This window comes from Rhodopila sp., assembly GCF_965277825.1.
Classification (GTDB): Bacteria; Pseudomonadota; Alphaproteobacteria; order Acetobacterales; family Acetobacteraceae; genus Rhodopila.
The window spans coordinates 1,668,280-1,682,970 of sequence record NZ_OZ255846.1; the positions used below are offsets into that span (position 1 = coordinate 1,668,280).

General features: G+C 65.8%; 11 protein-coding genes. 9 read left to right on the forward strand and 2 right to left on the reverse strand.

What is annotated here, in order from left to right:
- Positions 1-226: 226 nt before the first annotated feature.
- Both ACQY4T_RS08440 and ACQY4T_RS08445 read left to right on the forward strand, forming a co-directional pair.
- Complete coding sequence (locus tag ACQY4T_RS08440) at positions 227-2,533, forward strand: xanthine dehydrogenase family protein molybdopterin-binding subunit (RefSeq protein ID WP_428540099.1); 2,307 nt, start codon at positions 227-229, stop codon at positions 2,531-2,533.
- 47 nt (positions 2,534-2,580) lie between these two features.
- The gene (locus tag ACQY4T_RS08445) at positions 2,581-3,879 is read left to right on the forward strand and encodes an MFS transporter (RefSeq protein ID WP_428540102.1); all 1,299 of its coding nucleotides are present in this window, start codon (positions 2,581-2,583) and stop codon (positions 3,877-3,879) included.
- A 272-nt stretch (positions 3,880-4,151) separates the two neighbouring features.
- Here ACQY4T_RS08445 and ACQY4T_RS08450 read toward each other — a convergent pair whose 3' ends face one another.
- Positions 4,152-5,006 (reverse strand): alpha/beta hydrolase fold domain-containing protein, encoded by an 855-nt coding sequence (locus ACQY4T_RS08450; RefSeq protein WP_428540105.1) that lies wholly within the window; start codon positions 5,004-5,006, stop codon positions 4,152-4,154.
- 194 nt (positions 5,007-5,200) lie between these two features.
- On the opposite strand from ACQY4T_RS08450, the gene ACQY4T_RS08455 reads away from it, so the two are divergent.
- From ACQY4T_RS08455 to ACQY4T_RS08465, 3 genes are all read left to right on the forward strand, one after another.
- Positions 5,201-6,361, forward strand: coding sequence for an MFS transporter (locus ACQY4T_RS08455; RefSeq protein WP_428540108.1), 1,161 nt, complete (start codon positions 5,201-5,203; stop codon positions 6,359-6,361).
- Positions 6,362-6,608: 247 nt separating this feature from the next.
- Positions 6,609-8,789: an HAD-IIIC family phosphatase gene (locus ACQY4T_RS08460; protein ID WP_428540111.1), complete on the forward strand. Its 2,181-nt coding sequence runs from the start codon at positions 6,609-6,611 to the stop codon at positions 8,787-8,789.
- Positions 8,782-9,849, forward strand: a complete 1,068-nt coding sequence (locus ACQY4T_RS08465) for a 2OG-Fe(II) oxygenase family protein (protein WP_428540114.1) — start codon at positions 8,782-8,784, stop codon at positions 9,847-9,849. The genes ACQY4T_RS08460 and ACQY4T_RS08465 overlap by 8 nt, the downstream gene beginning before the upstream one ends.
- Positions 9,850-9,877: 28 nt before the next feature.
- On the opposite strand, the gene ACQY4T_RS08470 is transcribed toward ACQY4T_RS08465, so the two are convergent.
- Entirely contained in the window at positions 9,878-10,792 is a 915-nt protein-coding gene (locus ACQY4T_RS08470) for an alpha/beta fold hydrolase (RefSeq protein ID WP_428540117.1), read from the reverse strand.
- Positions 10,793-11,127: 335 nt separating this feature from the next.
- Between ACQY4T_RS08470 and ACQY4T_RS08475 the strand changes: the two genes are divergently transcribed.
- From ACQY4T_RS08475 to ACQY4T_RS08490, 4 genes are all read left to right on the forward strand, one after another.
- Entirely contained in the window at positions 11,128-11,847 is a 720-nt protein-coding gene (locus tag ACQY4T_RS08475) for a phosphatase PAP2 family protein (RefSeq protein ID WP_428540120.1), read from the forward strand.
- Positions 11,848-12,011: 164 nt separating this feature from the next.
- On the forward strand, positions 12,012-12,767 hold the full coding sequence (locus ACQY4T_RS08480) for an SDR family NAD(P)-dependent oxidoreductase (protein WP_428540123.1): 756 nt from the start codon (positions 12,012-12,014) through the stop codon (positions 12,765-12,767).
- Positions 12,767-13,933 (forward strand): CaiB/BaiF CoA transferase family protein, encoded by a 1,167-nt coding sequence (locus ACQY4T_RS08485; RefSeq protein WP_428540126.1) that lies wholly within the window; start codon positions 12,767-12,769, stop codon positions 13,931-13,933. Before ACQY4T_RS08480 ends, ACQY4T_RS08485 begins: the two co-directional genes overlap by 1 nt.
- Complete coding sequence (locus ACQY4T_RS08490) at positions 13,930-14,688, forward strand: SDR family oxidoreductase (RefSeq protein WP_428540129.1); 759 nt, start codon at positions 13,930-13,932, stop codon at positions 14,686-14,688. Before ACQY4T_RS08485 ends, ACQY4T_RS08490 begins: the two co-directional genes overlap by 4 nt.
- Positions 14,689-14,691 lie beyond the last annotated feature (3 nt).

Consider the following 14,691-nt stretch of genomic DNA (forward strand, 5'->3'; position numbering starts at 1 on the left):
TGTCATAGGTTACTACCTTGCGTAAGAGGTAACGTTGCATGATCGCGGAATAGTCATTTCACGCCTGCCGGCGAGCAATGTCGCTATGCTGCCGAGTTGGGGGGCAGCGGGGGCGCCCGACGGTCTTCCGATGATCGCTATCGATGACCAGGCCTTGATGACCGGCAACGGCCTGGACCACAGTGGTGGCAATTGATGCTCCGGGAAGCCAAGGAAACCGCTGCGCATGAACGAGGAAGCGGCCGACGGCGGCAGACACCGTGCGGTGATCGGTGAGGCCCCAAGACGGCGGGAAGATGGTCGTTTCGTTACCGGACACGGCGCTTACCTCGACGATTTGCGGTTCGATGGTTTGACCCATGCAGTGGTGCTGCGCTCGCCGCACGCCCATGCCCGCATAGGCCGCATTGTCACCGGGGATGCGCTGGCGCTCCCTGGCGTATTGGTGGTGCTGACCGCCGCCGAGGCGCGGGCGGATGGCGTGACCTCATTGCGCCCGAGCGTCGAAGCCAACGTACAGACCGGCGAACCGTTCCGCTTTCTCGCGCAGCCGGTGCTGGCTGAGGACGTTGTGCGCCATACCGGTGAAGCGGTCGCGTTGATCGTGGCCGAGACCAGGAATCAGGCGCTGGATGCGGCCGAACGGGTGGTCGTCGAATACGAGCCGCTGCCGGCGGTCGTCGCGGCGCGCGACGCTCTAAGCGCGGATGCGCCGTTGCTGGCCGATGCGGTGCCTGGAAACCTCTGCATCGACTGGACCTGGGGTCATACAGAGCAGGTCGAGGCCACGCTCGCGACCGCCCGGCACGTGGTGAACATGGACCTCGACAATCACCGCGTTGTCACCAACCCGATCGAGCCGCGTGGCGCGGTGGGGATGTACGACGGCCGCTACACGCTGTATCTGTCCAGTCAGAACCTGCACGGCAACCGCGACGCCGCGGCGCGCGTGCTCGGGGTGGATCCGTCGGCCGTGCGGTTTGTCGCGCCCGACGTCGGCGGCGGGTTCGGGGCGAAGAATTTTGCCTATCCCGAGCACGCCTTGGTGCTGTGGGCGGCGCGGCGGGTGGGGCGGCCGGTGAAGTGGATCGCAACGCGCTCCGAGGTCTTCCTGGCGGACCATCAGGCACGCGATCACCTCGCCCGCGCGACGCTGGCGCTGGACGGCAATGGCCGGTTTCTGGCGCTGCTTGTAGATAGTGTCGCCAACCTCGGGGCCTACATGGCGGGCGGTTCCGGGGCGGTGCAAACCAACCAGTATCCGCACCTGCAAGGCACGGTGTATCGACTGCCGGCGATCGCGCTGCGGGTGCGGGCGGCGCTGACCAACACCACGCCGATCGGGGTCACGCGCGGGCCCGGCTTCGGTGAGGCGGTCAACATCATGGAACGCCTGATCGACGCCGCGGCCAGGCAGTGCGGCTTCGATCGCATCGAGCTGCGGCGGCGCAACTTCGTGACCCGGACGCCGATGACCAACGCGTTCAACTTCACCGTGGACAGCGGCGATTTCCGTGCCGCGTTCGACGCCGCGGTCCAAAAAGCCGACGTCGCTAGTTTCGAACGGCGGCGGCAACGCAGCGAGGCTAGCGGCCGACGCCGGGGCATCGGCCTAGCTTGCCATATCAAGGCCACCGGCGGCTTGCCGACCGAGAATGTCGACATCCGGTTCGAGACCGACGGGACTGTCTCGTTGATCACCGGCACCCAGACTATCGGCCAAGGGCATGAGACGACGATGCCGCAGATCCTGGCCGATCGGCTTGGGCTGGCCAACGCCGTCATCCGGCTGAAACAAGGCGACACCGACCTGATCGCGATGGGCGGCGGCCATGGCAGCTCCAGGGCGACCTATATGGCGGGGACGGCGATATGGCGGGCGGCCGATATCATTATCGCCAAGGGCAAGCGAATCGCCGCGCGTGCGCTGGAGGCTGCGGAAGCGGACATCGACTTCGATAATGGTGTATTCTGGGTGACCGGCACCGACCGCGCCATCACCCTGCTGCAGACGGCCTCGCATGCTCGGGCGTGCGACGAGCCGCTCGACACATACCACCGGTGGACGCGGGAGGCGATGACGTTTCCGAACGGCACCCACGTAGCCGAAGTCGAGGTCGATCCGGAAACCGGCAGCGTCAGTCTGCAACGCATGACCGCGGTGGACGACTATGGGGTGATCGTCAACCCGATGATCGCGGCCGGCCAGGCGCACGGCGCGATGGCTCAGGGCGCCGGACAGGCGCTGCTGGAGGGCGCGGTATATGATCCGGAGTCGGGCCAGCCGATCAGCGGCAGCTTCATGGACTACGCCATGCCGCGGGCGGCCGACCTGCCCAGCTTCGACCTGAGCTTCGCCGGCACCCGCTGCACCACCAATCCGGTCGGCGTCAAAGGCTGCGGCGAGGCCGGCGCGATCGCCGTGTTCCCGGCGATCGCCAACGCCATCGCTGATGCCATCGGTGTCACCAGCCAGCACGGACCGGCTTCAGCACACCAGGTCTGGCAGGCGATGCGGGCCCGGTTGTCCTGAGACGCCCTGTCGCCGCGCTGCTGATCGTCGGCCTCGGAACCCTGGTGGTGCCGCTGGATTCGGCGGTGAACATCGACTTTCCAGCGATTGTGGCGCGGTTTGGGCTGCCGATCCCGATGATCCAGTGGATCGTCATCAGCTATGTGCTGACGCAGACCGGGCTGATGCTGAGCTTCGGGCGAGTCGGCGACATGCTGGGTTACCGCCGGGTATTCCTGTGGGGCACTGGCGTCAGCACCTTGGCCTTCATCGGCTGCGCGTTGTCGCCGAGCTACAGTGTCCTGATTGCGGCCAGGGTGATGCAGGGCATTGGCGCCGGACTGATCCTGTCCTGCGGCCCGGCGCTGGCGACCAGCCTGTTTCCGGAAGCGATGCGGACCCAGGTGCTGGCGCGCTACATGATGATGTTCGGCATCGGCAGCGCGTTGGGGCCAGCGGTATTCGGCTTGTTGGTCGAACGATTCGGCTGGAGCGCGGTGTTCAGCTTCCGGGCTCCGATCGCCGCGGCTGCTTTCCTGCTGGCCTGGCTGCTGCCCCGGCCGAACCGGGGTGAGCGGGAAAGCTTCGACGCCGCCGGAGGTGTGCTGCTGGCGCTCGGACTGAGCTTCATGCTGCTGGCACTGAACCGACTACGGTCACCGGGGCCGCAGACGGCGGTCTTCGCGGTACTGGCGGTGGCGCTGTTGCTGCTGTTCTATCGTCAGGAGCGTCGCGCGGCGCGACCGATCGTCGATTTTCGGCTGTTTCACAGCGTGGACTTCGCGGTGATCAACGCGAGCAACGTGCTGATCAATCTGTCGGGGTTTTCCATCATGTTGCTGGCACCGTTCTACCTGGCCCGCATCGACGGTCTGTCGCTGCCCGCGGCCGGCCTGGTCCTGGCGGCTTCTCCTGTCGGCATCATCACGGCCGCGCCGATGGCGGCCCGATTGGCGCGGGACCATCGACCTCGGCTGATCGCGCTGGTGGGGACGACGTTGAGTGGCGTCGGGTTGTGGGGGATTTCGCTGTCGGGGGATGTGCCGGACCTTGCGATCCTGGTGCTGTCGATGGTGGTTCAAGGCGTCGGAATCGGGCTGTTCCAGGTCGCCTATTTCGATATCGTCACGGCAACAATTCCACTGCGCCAGCGTGGTGTTGCGGGGGCGCTGGGGATGGCGACCCGCAGTATCGGCACGGTCACCGGGGCGACGTTGCTGATGCTGTTGTTCCAGAGCCTGCAAAGCCGTGGGGCTGATAGTTTCATGCCGGCGTTTCAGGTGACCTTCCGGATTGCCGCGGCGATTCCCGCGGCCGTGGTTCTATTCGACCTGCGCCGCGGCCGCTGGTCTTCGCGCGGGATTTAACCTGGCTTCGAATGACCGTCCCCTGTCGATTGCGATATACCTCTAACGCAGGTGAACGCGGATTAACGCAGATAATGAACGGCGGATGAACGCGAACCAGCGAAACGTTCTTTAGCTTCGCGTCCGCCGTCGCGCGCCTGACCTCAAAGCAGATTGAGGCCCAGCGATGCATCGGAATGCCTCAGCCGTGGTACGCCCTGACGCGTTACGACTTCTCGGCGGGCGGTCAAATAACGACCATCCGCCACAAGTCGTCTAGGAGGCACCAAAACTCAAACCAGATGGCGCCGGAAGAAGCTCGCCGTAGGATCGCTCGACGCCGCGCCTCCGCGGCTGGCGTTATCAATGTACTTCAGTTCCAGCGAACCGCCCGCCCGGCGGTAATTTTCGGCAAACCGCTCCGGCTCGTTGCCGTCGAAACTTCCGCGCGGGTCCCGATAATCGTGTACCGGGTCCGGCCGACCCTGAATCCATAGCGCCGGAGGCAACGCCGCCTGTTCGCCGCGTTCCAGGATCAGCATCGGATTGCCCTCCTCCATCGCCGCCTCGGTCTTCCAGTATAGATCGTGCCGCCCAGGGATATCACCCACCCAGGCCGGCGGATTGCCGGCGTCCCTCAGCTTCACCGCGTTGCGATAGCGCGACAGCGGGTTGATCACAGGCCATTGCATCACCACCGCCTTGACCGAGGCATCCACCGCCGCCCCATCCGGCGAGGCAACAGCGGCATAGCGCGGATCCGCCGGCCGCATCGCCGCCAGCATCGCCAGATGGCCGCCGCTGCTCTGGCCCGACAGACCGACAGCGCCGGCACGCAGGCCAAGCTTTCCGGCGTGCGCCTTGATCCAGCGGATGGCGTAGTTGATGTCGACCAGGGAGGATGGATACCCAGCGCCGGCATGGCGGAAATTGACCGCGGCGACGGCGAAGCCGGCGCGGACCAGCATCAGGTCGCGCGGCTCGCAATCCTTCAGGTCCTGGTTGCACCAGGCACCGCCGTGCAGGTCGACGACCACGGGGAACGGGCCGGTGCCCAGCGGCATGAAAAGCCGCAGGCGCTGCGGGCCGTCGGCGTGCTCGATGTAGTTGAAGTCGGCGACGGTGTAGTCGAATGGCTGGCTGCTCATTGCACGTTTCCGTTGATTTGTTGTTCGGCATGGTCGGGCGCTGCCCGCAAAACCCTCGAACGGCCAGCGGTTTTGGTCCACGTGGTGTTTCGACGGCTTGTGTTCCGCCCGGACAGTAGGACCGACGAGCCGGTCTGGACAACATCCCGACCGGTGGATTGCCTCGTCCCGCCATCAGCCGGATGCTGCGGCGGATGATGGCATCGCGATTCCGGCTGGGTGCCGTGCTGGGCGCCAACCAGACGCTGTCCTGGGGCATGACGTTCTACCTGCCGGCGATCGTTGCCGGTCCGGCGGCAGCCGAGCTCGGGCAGTCGGGGTTTCGCGTGCTAGGGGCATTTTCCTGGGCGCTGCTGGTGGCCGGCGGCTGCGCGCCCCGGGTCGGCAGGTGGATCGACCGCAACGGCGGACGCGGGGCTTTGCTTGCCAGCATCGTGGTGATCGCGGCCGGCCATGTGGTGCTGGCCGGATCCCCCGATCTGGCGGTCTGGTATCTGGGCTGGACGATCATCGGCGTCGGCATGTCGCTGGGCCTGTACGACGCCGCGTTCGCCACGGTGGGCGGTTTGCTGGGCGACCAGGCGGGACCTTGCATCACCGGGATCACCCTGCTGGCCGGATTCGCCAGCAGCGTGTTCTGGACGCTTGGGGCAACACTGATCGGGGTGCTTGGCTGGCGCGGACTGCTGATGGCGTATGCCGGCCTGATGCTGCTGATCAATCTGCCGATGGTCTGGCTGCTGCTGCCCCCAGCCGCGGCTCAGCCGCATCGGCAGGTCGCGGCGGGTGGTCCGCCGAAGTCGGCCGCACAGCGCCGGGCGATGCTGCTGCTGGGGACGTTCTTCGCGTTGCGCTGGTTCATCTCCTCGGCGATCGCGGTTCATGTGCTTTCGCTGCTGCAAGGCGTTCATCTGACCGAGCCACAAGCCGTGGCGGTGGCGGCGCTGATCGGGCCAGGGCAGGTCGCCGGCAGGATCCTGGAATACGCGATCGGGCCGCGCATCGACCTGCTGGTCAAGGCCAGGATCGGCGCGCTGCTGTTTCCGCTCGGCGCGGCCTTGCTGCTGCTGGGCGGCGCGTGGGCAGCGACCGGGTTCGCGGTGCTCTATGGAATGAGCAATGGGATCATGACGATCAATCGCGGCACCCTGCCCCTGGCGCTGTTCGGAGCGGACGGTTACGCGCGCCTGCTGGGCTGGCTGGCGGTTCCGGTGTTGCTGGCCCAAGCGACGGCGCCGACGCTGACGGCGCCTCTGATCGCGGCGCTGCCGGCGGTGGATTCGCTCTTGCTGTGCGGCGCCGGTGCGGCGGTGGCGCTGCTTCTGCTGCTGCCGTTGCGGCTGCCGGCGGGGTGAGCCGTCCTTTCCTGACGATACCGTTCTCCTGACGTTAGGACTTTACTAACCATTCGGTGCGACGGTGGCGGCTTAGTGTCCTGCCCCAGAGGTTCGCCGCACTTCGCGGCGGACGTATGGGATCAGCAAGCCACTGAAATCAAGGAGCGAGTGTCGCGAGGTCGATGTTCGCCTGATATGGCGAACTTCGGACTCGGGACACTAGCAGTCAAAGCTGCCGTCGGTCCGGCGGCTACAGGAACAATAGATGCCCGACATGATCCTGCGCCGGTCCGGGTTTGTTCATCTACTCGATCTGGCCGGCGCCAGCGTGCTCGTGGTGCATGCGATCAGCCAGATGCGGATCACCGTCACGCATCAGGTCGCCGCCCTGATCCGCGAGTTCGATCAGCCCGTGCTGCTTCAGGACGCGGTTCCGCGGCTGGCGGCGCAGCTCGACGCCGACGAGGCGGCGGTGCGTGCCTGCGTGACTTTGCTGTTCAACCAGGGGGTCCTGACGCAGCACGACGCCGAGGCGGAAGCCGCCGAAACGATCGAGCGGCTGGCTCCGACCTATGGGCGCGATCCCACGGCATTGCTCGACCAGTATCGCCGGGGCCTGATGGAGGGGGCGGATCCATACTGGTCGGTGACGGCCCCGCGCACAATCGGCGACCCGCAAGCATTCCGCCGCCGCGTCGATATCCTGCTGCTCGGCGACTGCGACCTGCAGATGGAAACCGACTTCCTGCGCCAGGAAGCGGCCCGTCGGGGCATCGACCTGCGCGTGGCGGCGTCGTTCGCCGCCGATACCGGGCTGGCTGCGGACCGCCAACACGATGCCATCCTGATCGGCGCCCTGCAGGCGCGTCATGCGATCGTCATCGGCGATGCGGAGCATCACGGCGGCGATCCAGCGCGCGTCTACATCGACGCGATCGAGGCGATGCTGAAGAAGCTGCGGCTGCACAGTCAGGCACCGATCCTGATCGACGCGCTGCCGGAGCCGACGGTTCAGCCGTTGGGTTTCGCCGACCGGGGCGTGCACAGCCACCGCAACCGGTTTCGGCGCACCAACCTCGCCCTGGCACAGCTCGCCGAGGATTGCCCGGATGTTCACCTGGTCGATGTGGCGGCCGAGCTGGCGGCCGCGGGCAGTGCAAGCCTGCTCGACGACGGGCTGGTCTCGTTCACCCATTTCGGCTCGATGGGCTGGATGCTGCAACGCCCGGACAGCGAACTGGCGGCGGTGCATCATCAATTTCCTGACCGGGCGGCGCTCGCGGGTCACGTGGGCGGCGATCCGTACCGGCGTGAGTCGGTGATGGCGCGGGCGCACATGGATGCGATCAGCATCGTGCTCGGGCTGGAGAAGAAGAAATGCGTCATCGTCGATCTCGATGGCGTGCTGTGGCCCGGTGTGCTGGCGGAGACCGGCGCGCCGTTCGCATGGTCACCCGAGATCGGCGGCCCGAATTCCTTCGTCGGGCTCTATTTCGGCATTCACGAGGCGCTGCGGATGCTGCGGCGGCGCGGCATCCTGCTGGCGTGTGTCAGCAAGAACGACGAAGCGACGGTGCGGGCGCTTTGGCGCTATGGCCAACCCTATCCTCGGCATCGCCTGCTGTCGTTCGATCATTTCGTCACCACGCGGATCAACTGGAACGACAAGGCCGCCAACATCCGCTCGATCGCCGAGGAACTCGGGTTCCCGCTGGACGCCTTCATGTTCATCGACGACACGCCGCGGGAGCGGGAGCGGGTGCGGCAAAGCCTGCCCGGAGTGGCGGTGCTGGGCGAGGATCTGTTCGCGCTGCGGCGGGTGCTGCTGACCGATCCACGCCTGCAGCCGGTGCGGCTGACACAGGAAGCGTCGCAACGCAGCACGCTGGTGAAGGCGCAATTGGATCGCTCGCGGCTGCGCGCCGAGGTGGCGGATGAAGCCGCGTTCATAGCGTCGCTGGAGGTTGCCTGCACGGTCGAGCGGCTGACCGCGGATTCGGATCCGACGGTGCTGGAACGGGTGCGGGAACTGCTTGCCCGCACGACCCAATTCAACGCAACTGCAATGGTTTTTTCGCAGGCCGAGTTGCGGCGGATCATCGCGACGGAGGATGGGCGCCTGTTCATCCTGCGGATGTGTGACCGGCTGGCGGATCATGGGCTGGTCGGCGCGGCGGTGATATCGGGCGATGCGATCCTGAACATCGTCTTGAGCTGCCGGGTGATCGGGCTGGGCGGTGAGCGGGCGCTGTTGGCAGCGGTGACGGCCGACGCCGCGGAGCATGGCCGGCGGCTGCGGGGACAGATCGTGCAGACCGATCGCAACATGCCGGTGCGAAATCTTTTTGCCGACAGCGGCTTCTCCTCCTGCCACAGCGGCGTTTGGCTGATGCCGCCGCAACCATCATCCACCGAACCGATGCTGGAGTCCGCAGCCGATGCATGATCCAGCTAACCTGGCGATCGGCGACAGGGCGCCGTCATGCTACGGCGTCTCCCCGGGGCGGCGGTTCTACTCGTTCGAGGAGCAATATGGCCGCCCTGCCCTGCTACTGCTGATCGGCGCCGAGGCCGGTGCGGCAATGCAGCCGGTGGTGGAAGCTCTGCTGGCCTGCGCCAAGACGTTTGCCGCGCAAAACGCCGACGTCTATCTGATCGTCAATGACAATCCGGCCGCGGTGTTGGGTCCGCAGCCGGGGATCCGAGCGATTGATTGCGGCGACTTCCTGGCGCGTTGCGGGGTGGAACGGCACCAGGGGCTGTTGCTGCTGTTGGACCGCAACCTGCGGATCGCGATGCGGTCATCCCCCTGTTTGGAGCATGTGCAAGCCTGCCTCGGTTGTCTTCAGGCGCTGCCCCAGGAAGTGTCTCGCGCTGTCGCCATGCCGGCGCCGGCGATCGTTCTGCCGAACTTGATCGCCCCGGTGCTTTGCCGGCAATTGATCGCGCTCTTCGAATCGAGCCCGACGATCGACGGCGAAGTGGCGCGGATCGATGCCAAAAGTCAGGTGTGCAGCGTCGTCGACCACGCCAAGAAGCACCGTCGCGACATGATGATCGAGCCGGGCACGGCGCTGCACCAGCACCTGAAGCAGGCCCTGCTCGACCGTTGCGCGCCGGAGATCGCCCGGGCATTCCAGGCGCGGGTGGCGCATATCGACCGGATCCTGTTGTCCCGCTATGACGATAGCGGCGGCTGGTTCCGCCGCCACCGTGACAATGTGGCGGACAACGTGGCGTTCCGGGAATTCGCGCTGTCGTTGAACCTGAACACCGGGGCCTACCAGGGCGGCGACTTGATGTTTCCCGAGTTCAACGACCACCGTCATGCGCCGCCGGCCGGTGGCGGGATCATTTTCTCGGCCTCGGTGCTGCACGAAGCCGCCCCGGTGACCCAAGGCAGCCGCTATGTGCTGCTGACCTTCTTCCATGGCGAAGCGGCCGAGGCGCGGCGGCTTGCACACGACGCGGCGGCGCGGCCGGCGCTGGGCAATAATCGAAGCTAGGCGGCTCAGGCGGCGTTGCCGAACGCGGTTACCCCAGCATTCGCAGGAAGGTCTGCATGGCGGGGATGACGATCTCCGGGGCATCCTCCTGGATGTAGTGGCCGGCGCCGGGCACCTCGATGACCGGGCCGTCGGGCCATATCCCCACGAAGTCGGCCAGCGCCAAGGCGGGCGGGATCGCTCGGTCCTGCATGCCCTCGATCATGATGGCCGGCTTGGACCGCAGCGCCGGCACCCCAGCCGCGCCCTCGCGCACGAAGTCGCGGATCCGGCCGAGCGCAAGGTCCAACGGGAACTCGATCGCGCCCTTGCAATCGGCAGGTGTCGGGAATGCGGCACCATACGCCCGGATGAACGTGGGGTCGACACGGTCCAGCCGCTGCAGCCCGACGATCTGCATCACCGAGAGGATGGTTGACTCAAGCTGGGACAGCACCGCCTCGGTCCGCCCGGTGGGAAGTCCGTCGCGGATCCAGCGGAACCAGGGCGTTTCCAGCGGGTTCGGCAGGTCGCGCCGCCCCGCCGTTCCATAGCCGCAGACAGTGTTCATCAGCACCAAGCTGTGGACACGGTCGGGATGGCGCACCGCGTAGCCGACCCCGATCGGACCACCCCAGTCCTGCATTACCAGGGTGATGTCGCGAAGATCCAGCGCCTCGATCAAGGCGGTCAGATTCTCCACGTGGCCGCGCAGGGTATATTCGCGCTCGGGCGGAGTGGCGGATTTGCCGAAACCCATATGGTCGGGAACGATGACCCGTTGCGTGGCGGCCAGCGGAGGGATGAAGCGGCGCCAGATATAGCCCCAGGTCGGCTGGCCGTGCAGCAGCAGGATCGGCCGGCCGACGCCTTCATCGACGTATTGCTGGCGGAACCCGGCGGCTGACGAAAAATGTGGCTGGAACGGCCAGGTTGCGTCGAAATCCTCGTCTGCTTGTATCATTGCCGGGTGCCTCCCTCGCTGGTGAAGCAAACCACGCCCGTGGAAAAAGTCCATGGGCGCCAGACGTCGCGTCATACCATTGCGCCTAAGTAACAAAATGCCGCATGGTGGCCGATTGCCGTCCAGCTGGATGCATCATGAACTTGACGTGTCCGACCGCGAAGGCTTGCCATGGCGACGAGCCCGGTATCGCCGCCGCCGACGCCGCCGCGCCGCGACATTGCCCGCGCGCCAAACCATAGTGGACGCGCAACAATGTGACATCAGAGACATTACAGTTTTGTTGCACTCGAACCTTGGTGCTCATACGCTCAACCAAGTTTGGTGGGGCCACAGTGGTGATCGAGAATGCCGACGTCGCTATTTTGACTTTCCTCACCGGATTTGCCGGCAAATGTGGTTGGTTCGATCATCTGATGAACGCGATGTCCCGTTTCGACTTGGTCAAGGGCGTTGCGATACTTTGTCTGTTCTGGTACGCCTGGGCGCAAGTCGAACCGGATCAGTCCTTTCGAGAACGCGATGAACGTCATGAAAGGCTGGTCAACGTGTTGATCGGCAGCCTGCTGATCGGGGCGCTGTCAAGGGCCCTGCAACTGTTGCTGAATGTGCATGTCAGGCCTCTGTATTCCGGGCTTGATTTGCCGTTTCCGATGCAGCCGGGTGGATTGGCGGGGCTCAACACCTGGAACAGCTTCCCAAGCGATCACTCGATGCTGTTCTGTGCTCTCAGCGCCGGGCTTTGGACAGTCAACCGGCGGGTCGGGACGATCGCGTTTATCTGGTCGCTGATGGTCATCGATTTCCCCCGGATTTACTTGGGTATCCACTATCCAAGCGATGTGGCCGCCGGAGCAATACTGGGAATTCTGTGCATGATGGGTTTCCTCTGCCTGCCGCTGACGCGGCTGAACAATTTGATCAGCGGTTGGCGCAATGCACATCAGGGTGCGTTCATGGCGATCCTGTTCTTCGTGGTTGACGAACTTGCGCATCTGCTGGAGGAGTTTCGCGGAATCGCGACCGGTCTGGGTCATTTCTTCCACAATACGTAAACGCCTCCGCACCAGCGACCCGGAATCAACGGTTCCCGGGGGCGTCGCCCCTCGGCGGGTCAGGGCAGCGCCCTGGCCGGGCTTCGCACCACCAACCCCGGATGGGGAAATCTGGCACGACCAAGGCGGATACTGTAACCTCCTCGCATTAACGAGAGGGGGAGATGATGGGCCATCTGGACGGCAAGGTCATCATCGTGACCGGCGCAAGTCGCGGGATCGGCGCTGCCGCGGCGGCGGAGCTGGCCTCGGCGGGCGCGACCGTGGTGCTGACGGCGCGCGACGGCCGCCTCACCGAACAGGTCGCGCAATCGATCGGCGGTGCCGCATCGGCCCGAGCCTGCGATGTCTCGAACTACGCCGCCTTCGCCGGCCTGGTGGCGGAAACCAAGGCCCGGTTCGGCCGGCTGGACGCGCTGATCAACAACGCCGGCGTGATCGACCCGATCGCCCCGGTCGCCGAAAGCGACCCCGCGATCTGGGCCCGCGACATCGAGATCAACCTGATCGGCGCCTACCACGCGATCCGCGCCGTGCTGCCCGGGATGCTGGCGGCCGGTGGCGGCAGCATCGTCAACCTCTCCTCGGGCGCGGCGATCAAGCCGCAACAGGGCTGGAGCGCCTATTGCAGCGCCAAGGCCGGGCTGCACATGCTGACCAGGGCGGTGGCGCTGGAAACCGAGGCAACCGGCGTGCGCGTGTTCGGCTTCCAGCCGGGCACCACCGACACCGACATGCAGGTGCAAATCCGAGCCTCCGGCATCAACCCGATCAGTCAGATTCCGCGCCAGAACCTGACCCCCGTTGCCCACCCCGCGGCGGCGATCGTCTACCTATGCACCGCCGCGGCAGACGACCTGAACGGGCAGGAGTTCAGCCTGCGTGACGATGCGTTCCGCGCTCGGCTAGGGCTGGCCTGATGGCGGGACCGCTGGCCGGCGTCAAGGTGATCGAAATCGGCCAGGCACTGGCCGGTCCGCTGGCCGGGGTGATCCTGGCGGACATGGGCGCCGAGGTGATCAAGGTGGAGAAACCCGATGGCGGCGATGACGCACGGTTGTGGGGACCGCCGTTCGTCGATGGCGACTCGGTCAGTTTCCACAGCAACAACCGCGGCAAGCAATCGGTCACGCTGGATATCAAAAGCGCCGCCGATGTCGCCACGCTGAAACGGCTGGTGCAGGACGCCGACATCCTGATCCAGAATCTGCGGCCCGGGATCGTGGACGCTTGCGGGATCGGACCGGATGCGCTGATGGCGGTCAATTCGCGGCTGATCTACTGCTCGATCTGGGCGTTCGGCTACACCGGCCCGCTGAAACTGGCCCCCGGTTTCGATCCGTTATTACAGTGTTACGGTGCGGTGGTGACGCTGACCGGCAGGCCGGACGATCCGCCGACCTTCTGTGCGCCGGCGATCAACGATACCGCGACCGGAATGTGGTGCGTGATCGGCGCACTGGCGGCGCTGCGGCAGCGCGAACGCACGGGCGCCGGCTGCGTGATCGATGCCTCGTTGTTCGAAAGCGCGGTGGCCTGGGTGCAAGGCCCGCTGAACACCTACAAGGTGACCGGTGATCCGCCGAAACGGCATGGCGCGGCAAGCGCGACCCTGGCGCCGTATCAGATTTTCGAAACCGCCGACCACCCGATCTGCATCGCAGCAGGCAATGACCGGCTGTTCCTCAAGCTGGCTCGCGCCATGGGCCACCCGCAGTGGTGCGAGCACCCGTTGCTCGCCAACGGTCGCCTGCGGGCAGCCAACCGCGAGGCGGTGGTGGACGCGATGCAGCCGGTGCTGCTGACCAGAACGCGGCAGGAATGGATCGGGATCATCGGCGAGGCCGGAGTGCCATGCGCCCCAGTGAACGACATCGCCGACCTGGCGGCCAGCGAGCAGCTGCAGGCGATGGACATGATGCGCACGCTGCCCGGAAGCGAGCTCAGCATCGTCGGCCTGCCCATCACGTTCGATCGGCAACGCCCGTATCCGACAAGCGATTCGCCGAAATTGGGCGAGCACAACGATAGCGTGTTGGGCTGCCTCCGGCCCGACGAACCAGATCGAAAAGGATTGAAATCATGACGAATCTTGCGGGCAAGATCGCCTGGGTTACCGGCGCCGGCTCGGGCATTGGGGAAGCGGCGGCGCTGTCGCTGGCCGAGGCCGGTGCGACGGTGGTGCTGACCGGCCGGCGGCGCGAACCGCTGGAGGACGTCGCCCGGCGGATCAACCAGAACGGCACGTCGCACGTGCAGCCCGCGGACCTGACCGACGCCGCGCAGGTGCAGCGTGTGGGCGAACAGATCCGGGCTAGTCTCGGGCGGCTGGACATCCTGGTGAATAATGCCGGCGTCAACATCGTCGAGCGGCATTGGGCACAGTTGACGCCCGACCGAATCGACACCCTGCTGCAGGGCAACCTGGCAGGCGCGCTGTATTGCGTGACGGTCGCACTGCCGTTCATGCGCGAGCAGAAGGATGGCCTGATGATCCACACCGCCTCGATGGCGGGGCGCTTCATCGGCGGCCTGAGCGGGCCGATCTACACCGTCGCCAAGCACGGCATCGTGGCGATGAGTCACAGCCTGAACATGGCGGAGTGCATTCACGGCATTCGCTCGACGGTGTTCCTGCCGGGCGAGGTTGCGACGCCGATCCTGGACAAACGACCAAACCCGGTTGGGCCCGAAGTTCGCGCCCGGATGGTTCAGCCGGCTGAGTGCGGCGACCTGATCCGCTACATCGCCTGTCTGCCTCGGCACGTAGTGATGAACGAGGTGCATCTGTCGCCAACCTGGAACCGGGGTTATGTGGCGGCACTGGAACGAGCGATTTAGGAT